We start from the raw sequence: 15,041 nt of genomic DNA, 5'->3' as shown, positions 1-15,041 counted from the left end.
GATGGGCAATTCCACATTGTGATCAGTTAATGGCAAACATCGCCATAAACTCATTCACCGGGGTGGCTTCCAGCTTGGCCTGATCACTACAGAGCTCAACAATCTTATCGCTCATGCCCTGCGGGAAGCGGGTCAGCAGGTTGCGTCTGAACTTACGCTCCAGCACAGGAATGCCTTCTTCACGGCGACGACGGTGACCAATCGGGTACTCGACCGAGACCTTCTCGGTGCTGGTGCCATCGTTGAAGAAAATCTGAATAGCATTGGCAATCGAGCGTTTGTCTGATTCCAGATATTCGGCGCTGTAACGCTTATCTTCAATGATTTCCATTTTGCTGCGCAGCACATCAATGCGGCTGTCGCCACGGTGGAAGTCATCTTCATAGTGCTCTGCAATCAGATCGCCGTGAATCAGAGGCACAGCAATCATGTACTGCAGGCAGTGATCGCGGTCGGCAGGGTTGGCCAGATCGCCGGATTTGGAAATAATGCGAATGGCAGATTCGTGCGTGGTCACTTCGATACGTTCGATGTCATCCAGACGGTTCTTTACCTGATCATGCAGTGTCACCGCACATTCTACCGCTGTCTGGGCGTGGAACTCTGCCGGGAAAGAGATCTTAAACAGCACATTTTCCATCACATAGCTGCCAAAATCCTGATTCAGCCTGAACGGCTGGCCGTTGAACAGCACATCGTAATAACCCCATTTAGGTGCAGTCAGCACAGACGGCAGACCCATTTCGCCTTTCATGGTGATCATCGCCAGACGAACGGCACGGGAGGTGGCATCACCCGCGGCCCAGGATTTACGGGAGCCGGCATTCGGCGCATGACGATAGGTGCGCAGCGCACAGCCATCGACCCAGGCCTGAGACACGGCATCTATAATCTGATCGCGGTTTCCGCCCAGCATCTTAGTCACCACAGCCGTTGATGCCACACGCACCAGCAACACATGATCCAGACCTACGCGGTTATAGCTGTTTTCCAGCGCCAGTACGCCCTGAATTTCATGGGCTTTGATCATGGCGGTCAGCACGTCGCGCATGGTCAGCGGCGCTTTGCCTTCCGAAACAGCAACACGGCTCAGGTAGTCAGCCGTGGCCAGAATACCGCCCAGGTTGTCGGACGGATGGCCCCATTCTGCGGCCAGCCAGGTGTCATTGAAATCCAGCCAGCGAATGATGCAGCCGATGTTAAACGCAGCGGTGATCGGGTCCAGCTCATGGGAGGTTCCCGGTACACGCGCGCCGTTCAGTACCGTCGTACCCGGCACTGTCGGGCCCAGGTGCTTGGTGCATTCAGGGAAGCGCAGTGCCAGCAGGCCACAGCCCAGAGTATCCATCAGGCAGTTACGGGCGGTGTTATAGGCCTCGGCTGAGGTAACTTCGCTATTGGCCACATAATCGGCAATTTTTACCAGCAGTTCATCCGGCTGCGGGCGTTCATTCAGTTCAACGTTGAGGCTCATTCATCTTTCCTTTTACTTCTGAGTCGTTATTAGTCTGTGTGGTTAGTCCTCCCCGGTTGGCGGGGAGGTAAATAAGTTAACGGCTAGACGCGTTGGTCTATCGGCAGCCAGTCCTGATGATCCGGGCCGATATAATCTGCACTCGGCCGGATGATGCGGTTATTCTCACGCTGCTCATATACATGCGCGGCCCAGCCGGTGACGCGGCTCATGACAAAGATCGGCGTAAACAACTTGGTGGGAATGCCCATAAAATGGTACGCCGAGGCATGGAAAAAGTCCGCGTTTGCAAACAGGCCTTTTTCGCGTTTCATCACCGCTTCCACCCGCTCAGACACCGCGTATAAATGGGCGTCACCGGCATCGGCCGACAACTTACGTGCCCACTCTTTGATGAGCGCGTTACGTGGATCTGAGTCGCGATAAATTGCATGACCAAAGCCCATGATTTTGTCTTTGTTCGCCAGCATAGTGAGGATATTGCTTTCCGCTTCGTCCGGGGTTTTCCAGTGTTCGATCATCGCCATCGCCGCTTCATTCGCTCCGCCGTGCAGCGGGCCGCGCAGGCTGCCGATCGCCGCCGTAATGCATGAATGCAGATCAGAGAGCGTGGAAGCGCAGACACGAGCGGTGAAGGTCGAGGCATTGAACTCATGCTCGGCATAAAGGATCAGCGAGCAATGCATAACCTGCTTATGCAGTTCCGACGGCGTCTTACCGGTCAGCATTTCCAGAAAATATCCGCCGGTACAATCCTGCTCAGAACTGGCGGTATCGATGCGCACCCCGTCGTGGCTGTAGCGGTACCAGTAGCAAATGATGGCAGGCAGCATAGCCAGTAAAGTGTCGGTTTTGTCTGCCTGCTGGCTGAAATCCGTTTCCTGATCCAAGTTACCCAGCATGGAGCAGCCGGTACGCATAACGTCCATCGGGTGCGCCTGTGCCGGAATCGCTTCCAGTACGGTTTTCAATGCATCGGGCAAGCCGCGTTTAGCTTTCAGTGTCGCTTTGTACTGATCCAGCTCAGCCTGGGTCGGCAGTTTGCCTTTCAGCAGCAGATAAGCCACTTCTTCGAACTGGGCATTGTGCGCCAGATCCGTGATGTCATAGCCACGGTATGTCAGGCCGGTACCGGTTTTACCCACGGTACACAGTGCGGTGCTGCCGGCACTCTGACCGCGCAGACCTGCCCCGCCCAGTGGCTTGTTGAGTGAACTGTCCTTGTTTGCCGTGTTTTCTTTGTCCGCTGTCACTGATTGTGTCGCAGTCATTACAGGCTCCTTTTGTTACTGGTCGTCACGTTATTGGATTGAGACGCTGACTTCGTACGCCTTCTCTTCTTCTGTTGCATGAATTCTTTCTGTCCCTCCCCCTTTTCAAGGGGAGGCTATGAGGGGGTTACCGGACACAATTTCTGAATCTGCGCACACCATACGAACCCCACCCTAACCCTCTCCTTGCCAAGGGGAGGGAATATCCGCGCATGTTGTCACTGTCCGCTGAACAGTTTGTCCAGCTTTTGCTCATATTCATGGTAGCCAAGATAATCATAAAGCTCTTCACGGGTTTGCATCTGCTCAACCACGTTGCGCTGGTGGCCGTCTGTCATCAGATGCTGATAGACATTCAGTGCCGCTTTGTTCATGGCACGAAATGCTGACAATGGATAAAGCACCATGTCGACACCCTGCGCGGCCAGCTCTTCGCAGGAAAACAACGGCGTTGCACCAAACTCTGTGATGTTTGCCAGCACGGGCACTTTTACCGCATCAACAAACTGGCGATACTGCTCGAGAGAAATCATGGCTTCCGGGAAAATCATGTCGGCACCGGCTTCAACACAGGCAATGGCCCGCTCGATCGCAGCATCCATCCCTTCAACGGCCAGCGCATCGGTACGGGCCATGATGACAAAGCTGTCATCCTGACGGGCATCAACTGCCGCTTTAATGCGATCCACCATTTCAGCCTGACTGACAATGGCTTTATTCGGACGGTGTCCGCAGCGTTTCTGCGCCACCTGATCTTCCATATGTACCGCGGCGGCACCGGCCCGCTCCATTTCGCGAATGGTGCGGGCAATATTGAATGCACCGCCAAAACCGGTATCAATATCCACCAGCATCGGCAGGTCACAGGCGGCGGTGATCCGGCGCACGTCTTCCGTCACATCATTCAGAGTAGTGATCCCCAGATCCGGCAGGCCATAAGAGGCGTTGGCGATCCCGCCACCAGACAGGTAAATAGCCTGGTGACCCACCTGCTTTGCCATCATGGCGCAGTATGGATTGATCGTACCCACCACCTGCAGCGGGTGGTTATCTGCAACAGCCTGACGGAAACGCTGTCCTGGCTTCATAACTTGCTCCTTGTTGTTGTAAGAATTATCCGGCAGAACGCATTCTGCTGAGTATCAGTCCTTTTTTAACTGACTTTCGATCAGTGTTCTGCTGCGCATTATGTGGCGACGCATCAGCATTTCAGCCAGTTCGCCGTCGCGCTCCTTTATCGCTGCCAGAATCTGTGTGTGCTCGTTCAGTGCCCGCTCCGGACGTGAATGCGAACGCGGTGATTGATAGCGGTACATACGCAGCAAGTGATAAAGCTCATCGCACAACAAGCTGATTAACTTGCTGTTTCGACTGGCTTTGATGATCCGGTAGTGGAAATCGAAATCACCGTGCTGATGAAAATAGGAGGCACCCTCGACCTGCTCAATATGGGTCTGATGGGTTTGCAATAAGACTTCCAGCCCGGCAATTTCTTCATCAGTGATTTTTTCACAGGCCTGACGCGCCGCCATACCTTCCAACGCTTCCCGCACCGCATAGATTTCAGCCAGTTTCTGCGGGCTGAGTGCAACGACCCGGGCGCCGACATGGGGAATGCGCTCGACCAAACCCAAGGCTTCAACCCGCATCATGGCTTCACGCAGCGGGCCGCGGCTAACGGCAAACTGGCGGGCCAGTTCAGGTTCAGATATCTTGCTGCCGGCAGGAAAAACCCCGGTGACGATGCGCTCTACCAGCACTTCCAGCAAACTGTTGGATTTGGTCGGCTCTTTTACAGCGTCAGCTTTACCGCTCACAGTCAGCGTGGGATCTTGCACATTGTCTACAATATCAATACTCACAGTTCTCTCCAACCTCCCAATCAACCAACATTGTCAACAATACTTAATCAACAAGGAAAAAATAGACCTATAAAAGATAAAAAACAAGCCAATTGTTAACACAAAGTAAATCTGGATGAATAGAATTGTCGACAATGTGAGGGAGATCGACGAGAGAAAATAGAGAAAGGAAAAATGGGCATGGTAAACCCTGAACGGCTAACCCAGCTGTGTTAACAATAGTGCATTTTCGCAAACAGACCGCAAAATAACCGGGAAAAGCGCGACCGATAAAAAATCATCTCCAATCCGGGCAGTTAAACAGACGGAGCACCTCCGCTCTTAATCACATTCTAAGGCTTGAAAAGTCAGAGGTTGATAGGTCTGGCACGCTGTTCAATATGCTTTTCCAGCGATAAAAACCACTCCGGCAGAAAAAGCACCTCGGCCAGGACGAACAAGGAAATACTAACAAAGCGCGTGTGTACACTGCGCTTTGAGGCAACAAAAAACAGCCAGTCTGAGGCTGGCTGTTTGATCTGTAGTGTATGCAGATAAGAAGAGGAAAGTTTACCGGGTCGAGTCCGTCGCCACTTTTCGCTTACTCAGTGATTTCAAGGTGGACAGCTTCACTTCATGGATCAGAATCGCACCCAAAATGCAGCCTCCGCCCAGCATCTGCATCGGCGAGACTAACTGACCTAAGAAAATAAAACCCAGCATCAAAGCAAAAATAGGCTCCGAAAGCTCAACCAGCTGAACCGTCTGGCTTTTTAATATCGTCAGGGACTTAGTCGTGCACCAGAAGCCGCCTATGGTGGGCAGCAGCGCCAGCAATAAGAGGGTTAACCAGACATCGCTTTCAACACCAACAAAGCCCGACATGGAAAAGGGAACAAACAGATACACCACACCAAACAGCAGCAGGCCGCCAACCGGAACTAACCCGCCGCCAATGTTCAGTTTCTTATTCAGCACCAAAAACAGCCCGTAACCCACACCCGCCAGTACCGCAAACACAAAACCGGTATTATCCGAACTGGCGATGTTCTCATTTTCCATGAAGATCAGGTACAAACCCAGTACCGCGAACAGTACCGACATCCATTCCTGCGCCACCAGGTTTCGCCTTTCAAACAGCGCATTGGCAAAAAATGTTACCAGCGTAGAGACACCAAACAGCAGGAAGACCACCACAGCAACGTTCAGTGTTTCGTAGGACGCCGTTTCAAAAAAATACAGCATGAAAAAGCCAAAGAAACTGCACACAGACAAGGCTTTCCATTTGGTTTTTACATAAGTAAGCAAGGTAGCGATTTGTCCGGTGGCAGCCAGTAACACCACAATGATCAACAAAGCAACGACGCATTTATAAAATGCCACGGCTTCCGGCGAGAGGCCCGACTGAAACAGGTTAACACTCAGTATGCCAACCATGCCGTTAAAAAAAGCGGCAAGCAGTGCCAGAATGACACCAAAGGTATGTTTTCTATCCATGAAGTTTCTCTGTGTGTAGGGAAGAGAGAATGCCAATTCGCCATTGAGCCAACTGACGTCAATGTTGCATGCTGGTATCAGGCTACTATCAATGATGTTACGCATCAATATGAATATTAAACAAAAACGCCATCAGCTGGCTGCCAGCTTTATTGCGTTGATTATTTTTGCATTTACAGTTTGAACAATATGCAATAGTGTTAAATCCAACGTTTAGCAGGTTACGAATAACAAGGAATGTTTAATGCGTAAATTACATGGCGGTTGTCTGTGCGGAACAGTCACCTTTTCACTGGATGACGATTTTTCTCATTTTTATTTGTGCCACTGCGATCAGTGCAAAAAACTGACGGGTTCAGCCCATGCTTCCAACCTTTTTACCCAGCCGAACAATATCCGGTGGGAGCAGGGTGAACAAGCCATAGTGAGGTACAACCACCCGACACGCACCTTCTCCAATGCCTTTTGCGGCCAATGCGGCGCGAACCTGCCCTATTTGTCACAGAGCGGGAAAGCCCTGATTGTGCCGGCAGGTTCACTGAACGAGCAGTCTTCTAAATCACCTGACTGCCAGATTTTCTGCGATGAGCAGGCATCCTGGCACAAAGCCGGTATGCTAACTCAACACCTGCCGGGGTTTCCGGAGTAACTCTTGCTGCGCACTATTAAACGTAAGAAAAAAATGGATCTCATCTTTCTCAACGGACCCAGCAGTGCAGGTAAAAGCTCAATTGCCCGCGAGCTGCAACACTGTCTGAACGATTACTATCTGCACCTTGGTATCGACACCTTCATCGCGATGATGCCTGAAAAATCAAACCGCCTGAAAGTGATTGTCGACGATGCCATCAATGGCGCAGAAGAAATGGCTGTCTGGCAATCCGTCCTTGCCGGTAAACAATGCCTGTTCGTGGGGATATTCTGTGCCGATGAGCTTCTGATCCAACGGGAAAAACAACGGGGTGATCGTCTGGAAGGCTCTGCCATCGAGCAGGCAAGCCGGGTCCATGAGGGGATCCGGTACGATATTGAGATCAACACAGACACGCATTCCCCTCTGGCCTGCGCACAGCAGATTCTGCGTGCCATGAACCGCGGTGCCAAGACCCGAAATGACATTTCCTGATCATTGTCTGATTATTTTTGCATTCAGCGCTTGATCTGAATTGCACTCATCTTCATATCAGAAGGGTGCTCATTTTCTGAGCATCACCCGAAACCACAAATATCCGATTCAGCCCAACAGGAGCGCATCAATTATGGATTATCTGTACGCTATGGTTCTTTTTGCCGTGTCATCTTCCGTCACACCGGGGCCGAACAATATTATGGTGATGACTTCAGGGCTGAATTTCGGGGTGAAAAAAAGCCTGCCGCTGCTGAGTGGGATCTGTATGGGTTTTGCGATCATGCTGCTTTTGGTGGGCATTGGATTTGGTCAATTATTTGAGCTGTTTCCCAGCCTGCATTTCATCATTAAATGCCTGGGCGTTCTTTACTTATTGTACCTGTCCTGGTTGATTGCCCGCTCCGGCAATGTCGGATCGTCCGGCTCACAGGTACAACCCTTCAGTTTCATGAAAGGAGCTCTGTTTCAGTGGATTAACGCCAAAGCCTGGGTTGTCGCGACAGGTGCCATCGCTGCTTTCACCACAGTGGGAGCGGATTTTTATGGCCAGAATATGATGCTGGCGCTCATCTTTTTGCTGGTTTCCTTTCCGTGCGTTGGAGTCTGGCTGATGTTTGGATCCCTGCTGAAAAAAACACTGACTCAGGACAAGTATCGCCGTCTGTTTAACTACACCATGTCCGCATTGCTGGTTGTCTCTGTGCTGCCTGTCGTGAGAGAAATTTGGAATCACTGGGCGTAATCACATGACAGATCAGGAATTAACACAAATGGGCCGTGCTCAGGTTATTCTGAGAACGCGCAACGGCAGCCCGTGTATTGAAAAACACAATGTCAGCCATGTCGAGATGTGCTTTTATCAGGACATTGCCCCGCAAATGCAGCTTTTGGGGATTCAGACCCCCAAGGTGTACCACTGTGATGCACACACTCGCCAGTTACACCTTGAATATATTCCCCATTCAATGTCTTTGGAGGCCTTAAATGCCGACAAGGAAACGTTTCGCCAGCTGGCGGCCATTCATCATTACTCCATCCCCGCACAACAGCCGGTTCGCCTCCACCAATGGACAATCCAGCAGACAGAACACGCTTTGAAGCACCTGCAATTACCCTCCGCTGCCGGACAGCAGTTGTGTCAGCTTCAATCAAAATCTTCCGATCTTTTTCTACCGATCGCCTGTTTATCCGGCGACAGTAATACAGGAAACTGGGGACGGCGCGATCAGGGAGAGCTGGTTTTGTTTGACTGGGAACGATTTGGCCGGGGCAGCCCGGCCATCGATTTAGCCCCCTTGGTGAAGGGCATGGGGACTGTGGAAGACTATCAAGCCATTGCCCGTCGGTATCTGGCGTATTCGACGTTAATGCCGGAAGACCAACTTGTCCGACAGATTATCCTCGCCAAAGCCTGGATTGTGGTGGAGGTGGTAAATCTGCTGAAAGACCGAAAAAAAGCGTCTGCGGAACAATATCTGAGCTGGTTTCGGCAGGTTATCCCCGACTGGCTCAATTTAGCTGCATGATCCGAAAATCATGCCTGTTATGGACTACACTACTCGGACAGTTACTCCCTCTTTTCAAGGGGGAGGTTAGGAGGGGGTTACAGAGCACAAATGCCAAATCCGTGCGCGCTGTTCAAACCCCACCCTCCCCTTGCCAAGGGGAGGGAAATGAAAATTACCCAAAGAATCGCGCGAGTGTCGGGACCCGGCTGAAGATCAGACGGTCGGCCAGCAGCACAATTAAAATCGTGATCCCGGCCAGCGGGAAGCAGACGCCTAACACTGCAATCACAACCGTTGCTCCTTTCCACAGCGTCATGTTCTTCGGTGCTGGCGGGGCAGAAAGCATACGCTTGCCTTTCGGTCGGCGCAGCCACCACATCGCGATACCGCTCAGGCTGATCACAATGAATGCCAGGCAGAGCACAGTGTTTGCTGCTTTGTTCCACCAGCCAAAGTCGCCCTCGTGCAGCGCAATGCCCCACGCCATCACTTTCGCCATCGGGGAATATTGTTCGTACCTGATATCTGCCAGTACCTTGCCTGTGTACTGGTCGATGTGCAGGGTGCGATCCTGCGTCGCATCGTTAATATCGTTACTCATGGTACTTTGCAGCACGCTGTATGCGCCCTGCTCACCTTTAGGCAGATTGACACGAAACGACGTAAAACCCAGCTGTTTGACAAACAAAACAACCGACTCCAGATCCACCTTGCCCACCATACCCTGATGACCGGCATGTGAGCCGGACACAGGCATGGGCGTTTGCTCCAGGTTCCACGGCACTTCTTCCAGTTCGCCGTGGTTCATGTCGGCATGCTTAGCATCCGAGAGCGGCACATCACCAAATACCCCCGCGGGAAAACTGTTCCATGCCTGCACCATCTTGCTGCCCCAAACCCCCGACCAGGACAGTCCTGACAGCAGAAAAAGCAGTAAAAACACAGACGTTAATACCCCAATATTCGCGTGAAGATCGCGCCAGAACGTACGCTTGCCGCTGGTCAAACGCACGCGCAGCGCACCTGCTCTGCTGGCGTTGTCACACGGCCACCACATGTAAGCGCCGCTCACAATCAGGATCACAGCAAAACTCGCCGCCAGCTCAATCAGGCGATCGCCAATATCGCCGATAAGCAGCGTGCCGTGTATTTCATTCGCCAGCGTGTACAGGTTGTTATCGCGATCAAGCGAGCCCAGCACTTCAGCTGTGTAAGGGTTCACTGTCACGAACAAGCCGTGTCCATCTGCTGTCACTACCGCAAAACGCGCCGCATCTTCAGGTTGCTTAGGGGTTAAATATTGATTAATTGTGGCTTGGGGATAGGCTTGCTGAACAGCACTGATCTGCTGACTGACAGGCAGACTTTGAGCGGCCGGCTCGACAAAAAGGAGGTCTTTAAAACGGATACTATCAATCGTCCCCGCGTAGAGCATCATCAGGCCAGTCACCGCCAGCATCAGCAAAAAAGGCACCACATACAAACCGGCATAAAAATGCCAGCGCCAGGCCGTCAGGTAGCCGTTACGTTGTGGTGATGGCAGCTTTTCCTGCTGCGCCAGAGTCTCGTTATTATTTGTCATTGAGTTACCTTCCAGTGCGAAAAATACGCACAGTTACACTGTTTCTGTCTGTCAGGCAGAAACAACCAGCATAGAGAAATGTTTGGGAAATATGTAAGCCGGGGAGAAGACGGATCTATCCCGGTTAAACCGCTGGCGGTGCTCTGGAAGGCGAAAGAAAATAGTGCCACTGGCGAGGCGTGAACTGATAGGTGTTAGCTGGTTGTGCGAGGCCTGGCTCACCCAGCCCCAGCCATCTTTCATCAATATGAGCCAGGCTGAAAACACCGATGGGACAGTGCCCCTGAGTATCATGCTTGAGCTGATCTTTACCATCAGCCAGTTTAACGAGTTTAAAACCGCCCAGTGTGCACAAGCTGGCCCAGGTTCCCGCAGGCTGGTGATGGGCATTGACCACAGGCATAGCAATGAGCAATAGCCAGCTCAAAAAGCTGGCAACAATCATCATTCTGTGTAGTGGTTTTCCTTGCCGCATTGATACTCTCGTCCTGATAGCGATTGAATACTAGTGGCTGATAGTTCACTTAACAAGAAGAAGTGGGGAATTATTGATTCATCTGGCAAAATTCGGGCTGAAATGGTCCGATATTCATGCATAATATTCGGTGTTTGGTCTTTGCCAAACACCGAGATAATTTATTCATGCATCCTTTTCCAATCAGGGGTCAGCTCGAAACCATCAAGGTTCAAACTTTAGCTGTATCATTCGCTTGTCTTCCTAGTGTTCACTTTCTTCATTTTTTGATTAATATCCAACAAGATTTTCTCAGTTTCTTGCCAACTAATGCAGCCATCCGTAATAGAAACGCCATATTTCATCAGTTCACGTTGTACAAGAATAGGTTGATTCCCTTCGTGAAGGTGACTCTCAAGCATTAATCCAACAATATGGCGATTTCCCTGTGTAATTTGAGTGATCACTGAATCGGCGACAATAGATTGACGACGAAAGTCTTTCTCTGAATTCCCATGGCTACAATCGACCACAACGTTCGGTCTAACACCCATTTTCTTCATTTCCGACACGTGGTCTATCACATGCTCATGGCTATAATTGGGCGACTTCCCTCCCCGGAGAATAATATGTCCATGAGAATTTCCTGGCGTTCTAATCAAGCAAACTTTTCCGTCCTCATTCACTCCAATATAGCTATGCGATAACGAAGATGACTGTATCGCATGAATTGCAGGTAAAACACTGCCACTGGTTGTATTTTTATATCCAACTGGCATCGAAAGACCTGATGCAAGCTCACGATGTATTTGAGACTCGGCAGTTCTGGCCCCAACAGCTGCCCAGCTAAAAATATCATTGAAATAGTGTGAAATGTTTGGGTCAAGCACTTCCGTTGCTAATGGTATACCAAGTTGAACAAGATGAGTTAAAAAGTCTCTCGATACTTTTAACCCTTGCTCAATATTGCAACTTCCATCCATATTAGGATCGTTGATCAATCCCTTCCATCCGGAGACAGTGCGCGGTTTTTCAAGATAAGCCCGCATTACAATAAAAATTTGACCTTCAACTTTTTCAGAAATCCGCTTCAATCGCTGTGCATACTCAATAGCAGCATAAGGATCATGAATAGAACATGGCCCACAAATCACGAGTAATCTGGGATCATTGCCATCAATGATGTCACAAATAGTTTTTCTGAACTTATTAATTTCGAACTTTTCATTTGCTGATATGGGATATTGAGATTTCAACAAAGAAGGAGATATAAAATCTAATTCGCTGTATTCAATATCATTTACTTCAAGAGTACTTTCCATAATAAACCGATTCAATTCACTCTTTAAAAAATGACGTTTCAAGGCCAATACAAAACATCATCTCATCCCTAGACACAAACACTTTCAGCATAAACTTATCGAAAGTGGGTTTGAATTTGATCATAAAAGTAATAGATAGAATAGAATTATTCATATCATTTTTGATAATGAAAAATAGCAGCCCCCCACTTTAAACCTGTTGAAATAGTACTCATGATAATATCATCACCTGGCTTTATAATCTCTCTATCTACCAAAACATCCAACGATATTAGTAAATCAGCACAACCGGCATGTCCCACTTCAGATAATAATTCCAAATTACTTCTATCCGTTGGTATATCCAACTTAGCACATAGGCTTTCAATGCTTTGCTGACCTTCCAATGTTTGAATAAGAAACGGATTTTCTATTTTCCTTTTACTTTTAGAGATAACCTTCTGAATAATCTTAATATTATTCTCGGTACGCAGGGTCAAAAAATCATTTAAAGCATCTGCGTCAAAATTATAAATATCTGCGATACGTTCACGCCCCAATTTGTCATGACGAGCATCAAATACCTCCGTGACATACGGTTGCAGGGCACCACCATGCTCAACACGCATCATGTCCACAAAACGGCAATCTGATATATCTTCAGCACCGAGATAATGTAAAGCAGCCCCATCCGTCGCCCAATGCTCAGGCGCAACCACTGCGACAGCCGCACCATCACTCAAGATCGCATTCATTAAACCAAATCGGTCTTGATGTGCCTCGCTAATACGTTGAGCAACCACCACAAGGCCAACTTTACCCACAGGGAGTTGTTTCATGAGAGACGCAGCATGTTCCCAGACACTAATGCCGCTATTACATCCCTCAACAATATTAATTGTTCGAATATCTTTACAAGATAATTCTGCTCCGACCTGGCACGCAAAATCAATTCCAATATAGTCAGGAACACCCGATTGACCAGCAACGATAAAACCAATATCTTCAGGACGAATCCGTGCTTTCGATAGAGCTTTTTTGGCGGCAATACCGGCCATTTCTCTGACACTTCCCGGTTCTCTCCAAAATTGAGCGTACCCGGAAAATTTCAGTGTATTTAATTGCATCTGATTTGGGTGATCGACACTTTCCAGGTGTTCAGACACTGATAGCTGGTTGTCCATACTGATTATTTTCATGAAATCAATCTACCCTTGTAATTGTGATAATTCGACATCTGATATTCTAGCTCCAAGTAATTGTGTTACATTCACTAAAATTTTGTCTCTTTTTTTTAACGTCTCAGATATTTTCATGGCAATGATGGAGTTACCACCCATCTCAACCAGATTGTCACTGCCTCTAATATCATTCTCTCCGAGGACGACCTTGATTTCACATAGTAATGTTTCTAGCATCTCATGATTACTTTTCATATAGTCTCCTCTCTAACTCTGACTTATTTGTTTTTCCTCGAATATTCATTGGCCAATCATTTTGTGGAATCATCAAATAACGCGCAGGCCGCAACCAAGGAGATAGCTTCGCACAGAATTTCCTTAAGTCTCTGGTCGTCAACAAACTGTCAGACATCACATTAATGCAAGCACATAAAACGGATAAATCCTCTAATTTATTTTCAACAAGAACAACGGCTTCGCCAACACCAGGAATTGACTGTAAATACTCTTCAATCTCTAATAAATCGATCCGAAAACCATTCACTTTCACAAATCCGCCTATCCGCTTGATATAATGAAAGACATCATCATAATCAACTGAGCAAATATCACCCGTCTTATATGTATTATCCTCTAAAGGTCGCCCTTCATAACCTTCAAAAACTTGACCGCCTTGTAATAAAAGCTCTCCGACGTGTTCGTTATCCTTACCTCCAAGAGAAAAAATCATGTCATGAAATGCTTTTCCAATCGGTATTGAACCGTTCATAATATCTTGCTCAGTCACAGTATGTGCAGAGCAAAATATTGTTGCTTCCGAGGGACCGTATGTATTCACTAACCTAACTTCTTGACCATGAAATTCAGAAAAAAATGGCCTAACTGTTTCCACAGAAAGCTTTTCACCACAAAAGAGTATTTCTTCAAGTGACAGCTTTGTCACATCCTGTGGTTTAACCTCACTAAAAATAAAACGGAATTCAGAAGGTGTTACCATGATTTGGTTGACATAGTTCTCTTCGAGAACACGCCATATGCTACTTGGATCTCTTTTCTCTTCCTCACTGAGAATCACCAGTCCGCCACCATAAAATAGACACCCTATAATTTCCCATATCGATAAATCAAATGACAAATCATGTAACCATAGCCATCTTCTCTTCGCTGGTATGTCGAATTCTATGTCGACATTCTTGAGAAAGGATGTAAGCTGCCGGTCATAGATTGGGACAATTTTGGGTTCACCGGTTGTACCTGAAGTTCTGACACAATAAATCTCTGTACCAGAACGAGGATGAGGATTTCTTGGGATAGGACGATCAGAAAATATCGATAAAGATCCCGTCCCGATCAAGTTTTGATCTAACAAATCAAAATAAGAAGTGAAAGAAAATATCGCTGCACAAGATGTATCTTTTGCAAATTTAATTTTACTTTCAGGTTCTAAATTTCTTGGTACATAAATAAATGAAACACCAGATAACAGACACGCAATAATAATAGAGTAAAGCTCACTTGATCTTGGTGCATCCAGTGCTAATCGATGACCTTTAGCAAGACCAGCTTCTACGAATTGCTCTGAAATATCTAGTGCTGTTTGGATGACCTGCTGATAACTGAAAGTTACCTGACCACAGATCAGCGCTTCTTTATCCGGTTGTGTTGAAAGTAACCATTCTAATTTTTCATTCAAACATGTAAGGCTTGTATTTACATGGCATAGCTCTGAGGTGATGTTCATATCATTTCCATATTAATACCTCTCATACAGACATTACTAATTTGACACGATGCTGTATGAGA

15 protein-coding genes are annotated in these 15,041 nt (G+C 48.2%); 4 read left to right on the top strand and 11 right to left on the bottom strand.

The genetic code is table 11. The features are described from left to right. Positions 1-22: 22 nt before the first annotated feature. From IFO68_RS12915 to IFO68_RS12895, 5 genes are all read right to left on the bottom strand, one after another. Complete coding sequence (locus tag IFO68_RS12915; RefSeq protein WP_192016252.1) at positions 23-1,474, bottom strand: bifunctional 2-methylcitrate dehydratase/aconitate hydratase; 1,452 nt, start codon at positions 1,472-1,474, stop codon at positions 23-25. Positions 1,475-1,557: 83 nt separating this feature from the next. Further along, positions 1,558-2,745 carry a bifunctional 2-methylcitrate synthase/citrate synthase gene (gene prpC, locus IFO68_RS12910; protein WP_192016251.1) on the bottom strand — a complete coding sequence of 396 codons (1,188 nt, stop codon included), beginning with the start codon at positions 2,743-2,745 and terminating at the stop codon, positions 1,558-1,560. A 218-nt stretch (positions 2,746-2,963) separates the two neighbouring features. Next, positions 2,964-3,833: a methylisocitrate lyase gene (prpB, locus tag IFO68_RS12905; RefSeq protein WP_192016250.1), complete on the bottom strand. Its 870-nt coding sequence runs from the start codon at positions 3,831-3,833 to the stop codon at positions 2,964-2,966. Positions 3,834-3,887: 54 nt separating this feature from the next. Then, positions 3,888-4,568, bottom strand: a complete 681-nt coding sequence (locus IFO68_RS12900; RefSeq protein ID WP_225445219.1) for a GntR family transcriptional regulator — start codon at positions 4,566-4,568, stop codon at positions 3,888-3,890. Positions 4,569-5,156: 588 nt separating this feature from the next. Continuing rightward, positions 5,157-6,083, bottom strand: coding sequence for a DMT family transporter (locus tag IFO68_RS12895; RefSeq protein WP_192016249.1), 927 nt, complete (start codon positions 6,081-6,083; stop codon positions 5,157-5,159). A 244-nt stretch (positions 6,084-6,327) separates the two neighbouring features. On the opposite strand from IFO68_RS12895, the gene IFO68_RS12890 reads away from it, so the two are divergent. The 4 genes from IFO68_RS12890 (at position 6,328) to IFO68_RS12875 (ending at position 8,738) form a co-directional block, all read left to right on the top strand. Then, positions 6,328-6,732 (top strand): GFA family protein, encoded by a 405-nt coding sequence (locus IFO68_RS12890; protein ID WP_192016248.1) that lies wholly within the window; start codon positions 6,328-6,330, stop codon positions 6,730-6,732. Between the two features lie 33 nt (positions 6,733-6,765). Next, on the top strand, positions 6,766-7,209 hold the full coding sequence (locus IFO68_RS12885) for a phosphotransferase-like protein (RefSeq protein WP_192016247.1): 444 nt from the start codon (positions 6,766-6,768) through the stop codon (positions 7,207-7,209). 133 nt (positions 7,210-7,342) lie between these two features. Next, positions 7,343-7,954, top strand: coding sequence for a LysE family translocator (locus IFO68_RS12880; protein ID WP_192016246.1), 612 nt, complete (start codon positions 7,343-7,345; stop codon positions 7,952-7,954). A 4-nt stretch (positions 7,955-7,958) separates the two neighbouring features. After that, positions 7,959-8,738: a phosphotransferase family protein gene (locus IFO68_RS12875; protein ID WP_225445212.1), complete on the top strand. Its 780-nt coding sequence runs from the start codon at positions 7,959-7,961 to the stop codon at positions 8,736-8,738. 154 nt (positions 8,739-8,892) lie between these two features. On the opposite strand, the gene IFO68_RS12870 is transcribed toward IFO68_RS12875, so the two are convergent. The 6 genes from IFO68_RS12870 to IFO68_RS12845 form a co-directional block, all read right to left on the bottom strand. Next, positions 8,893-10,302 (bottom strand): PepSY-associated TM helix domain-containing protein, encoded by a 1,410-nt coding sequence (locus IFO68_RS12870; RefSeq protein WP_192016245.1) that lies wholly within the window; start codon positions 10,300-10,302, stop codon positions 8,893-8,895. A gap of 124 nt (positions 10,303-10,426) precedes the next feature. Beyond that, positions 10,427-10,750 carry a hypothetical protein gene (locus tag IFO68_RS12865; RefSeq protein WP_192016244.1) on the bottom strand — a complete coding sequence of 108 codons (324 nt, stop codon included), beginning with the start codon at positions 10,748-10,750 and terminating at the stop codon, positions 10,427-10,429. A gap of 254 nt (positions 10,751-11,004) precedes the next feature. Continuing rightward, positions 11,005-12,078 carry a 3-deoxy-7-phosphoheptulonate synthase gene (locus IFO68_RS12860; protein ID WP_192016304.1) on the bottom strand — a complete coding sequence of 358 codons (1,074 nt, stop codon included), beginning with the start codon at positions 12,076-12,078 and terminating at the stop codon, positions 11,005-11,007. Between the two features lie 155 nt (positions 12,079-12,233). After that, a complete protein-coding gene (locus IFO68_RS12855; protein WP_192016243.1) occupies positions 12,234-13,256 on the bottom strand; it encodes a 3-oxoacyl-[acyl-carrier-protein] synthase III C-terminal domain-containing protein in 1,023 nt (340 codons plus the stop codon). Positions 13,257-13,265: 9 nt separating this feature from the next. Further along, a complete protein-coding gene (locus tag IFO68_RS12850; RefSeq protein WP_192016242.1) occupies positions 13,266-13,493 on the bottom strand; it encodes a phosphopantetheine-binding protein in 228 nt (75 codons plus the stop codon). Further along, a complete protein-coding gene (locus IFO68_RS12845; protein ID WP_192016241.1) occupies positions 13,483-14,979 on the bottom strand; it encodes an AMP-binding protein in 1,497 nt (498 codons plus the stop codon). Before IFO68_RS12845 ends, IFO68_RS12850 begins: the two co-directional genes overlap by 11 nt. Positions 14,980-15,041 lie beyond the last annotated feature (62 nt).

Source organism: Photobacterium arenosum, from assembly GCF_014841115.1.
In the GTDB taxonomy this organism is placed as follows: Bacteria; Pseudomonadota; Gammaproteobacteria; order Enterobacterales; family Vibrionaceae; genus Photobacterium; species Photobacterium arenosum.
Note: the sequence above shows the minus strand (reverse complement) of the source record. Positions and strands in the feature narration are given on the sequence as shown.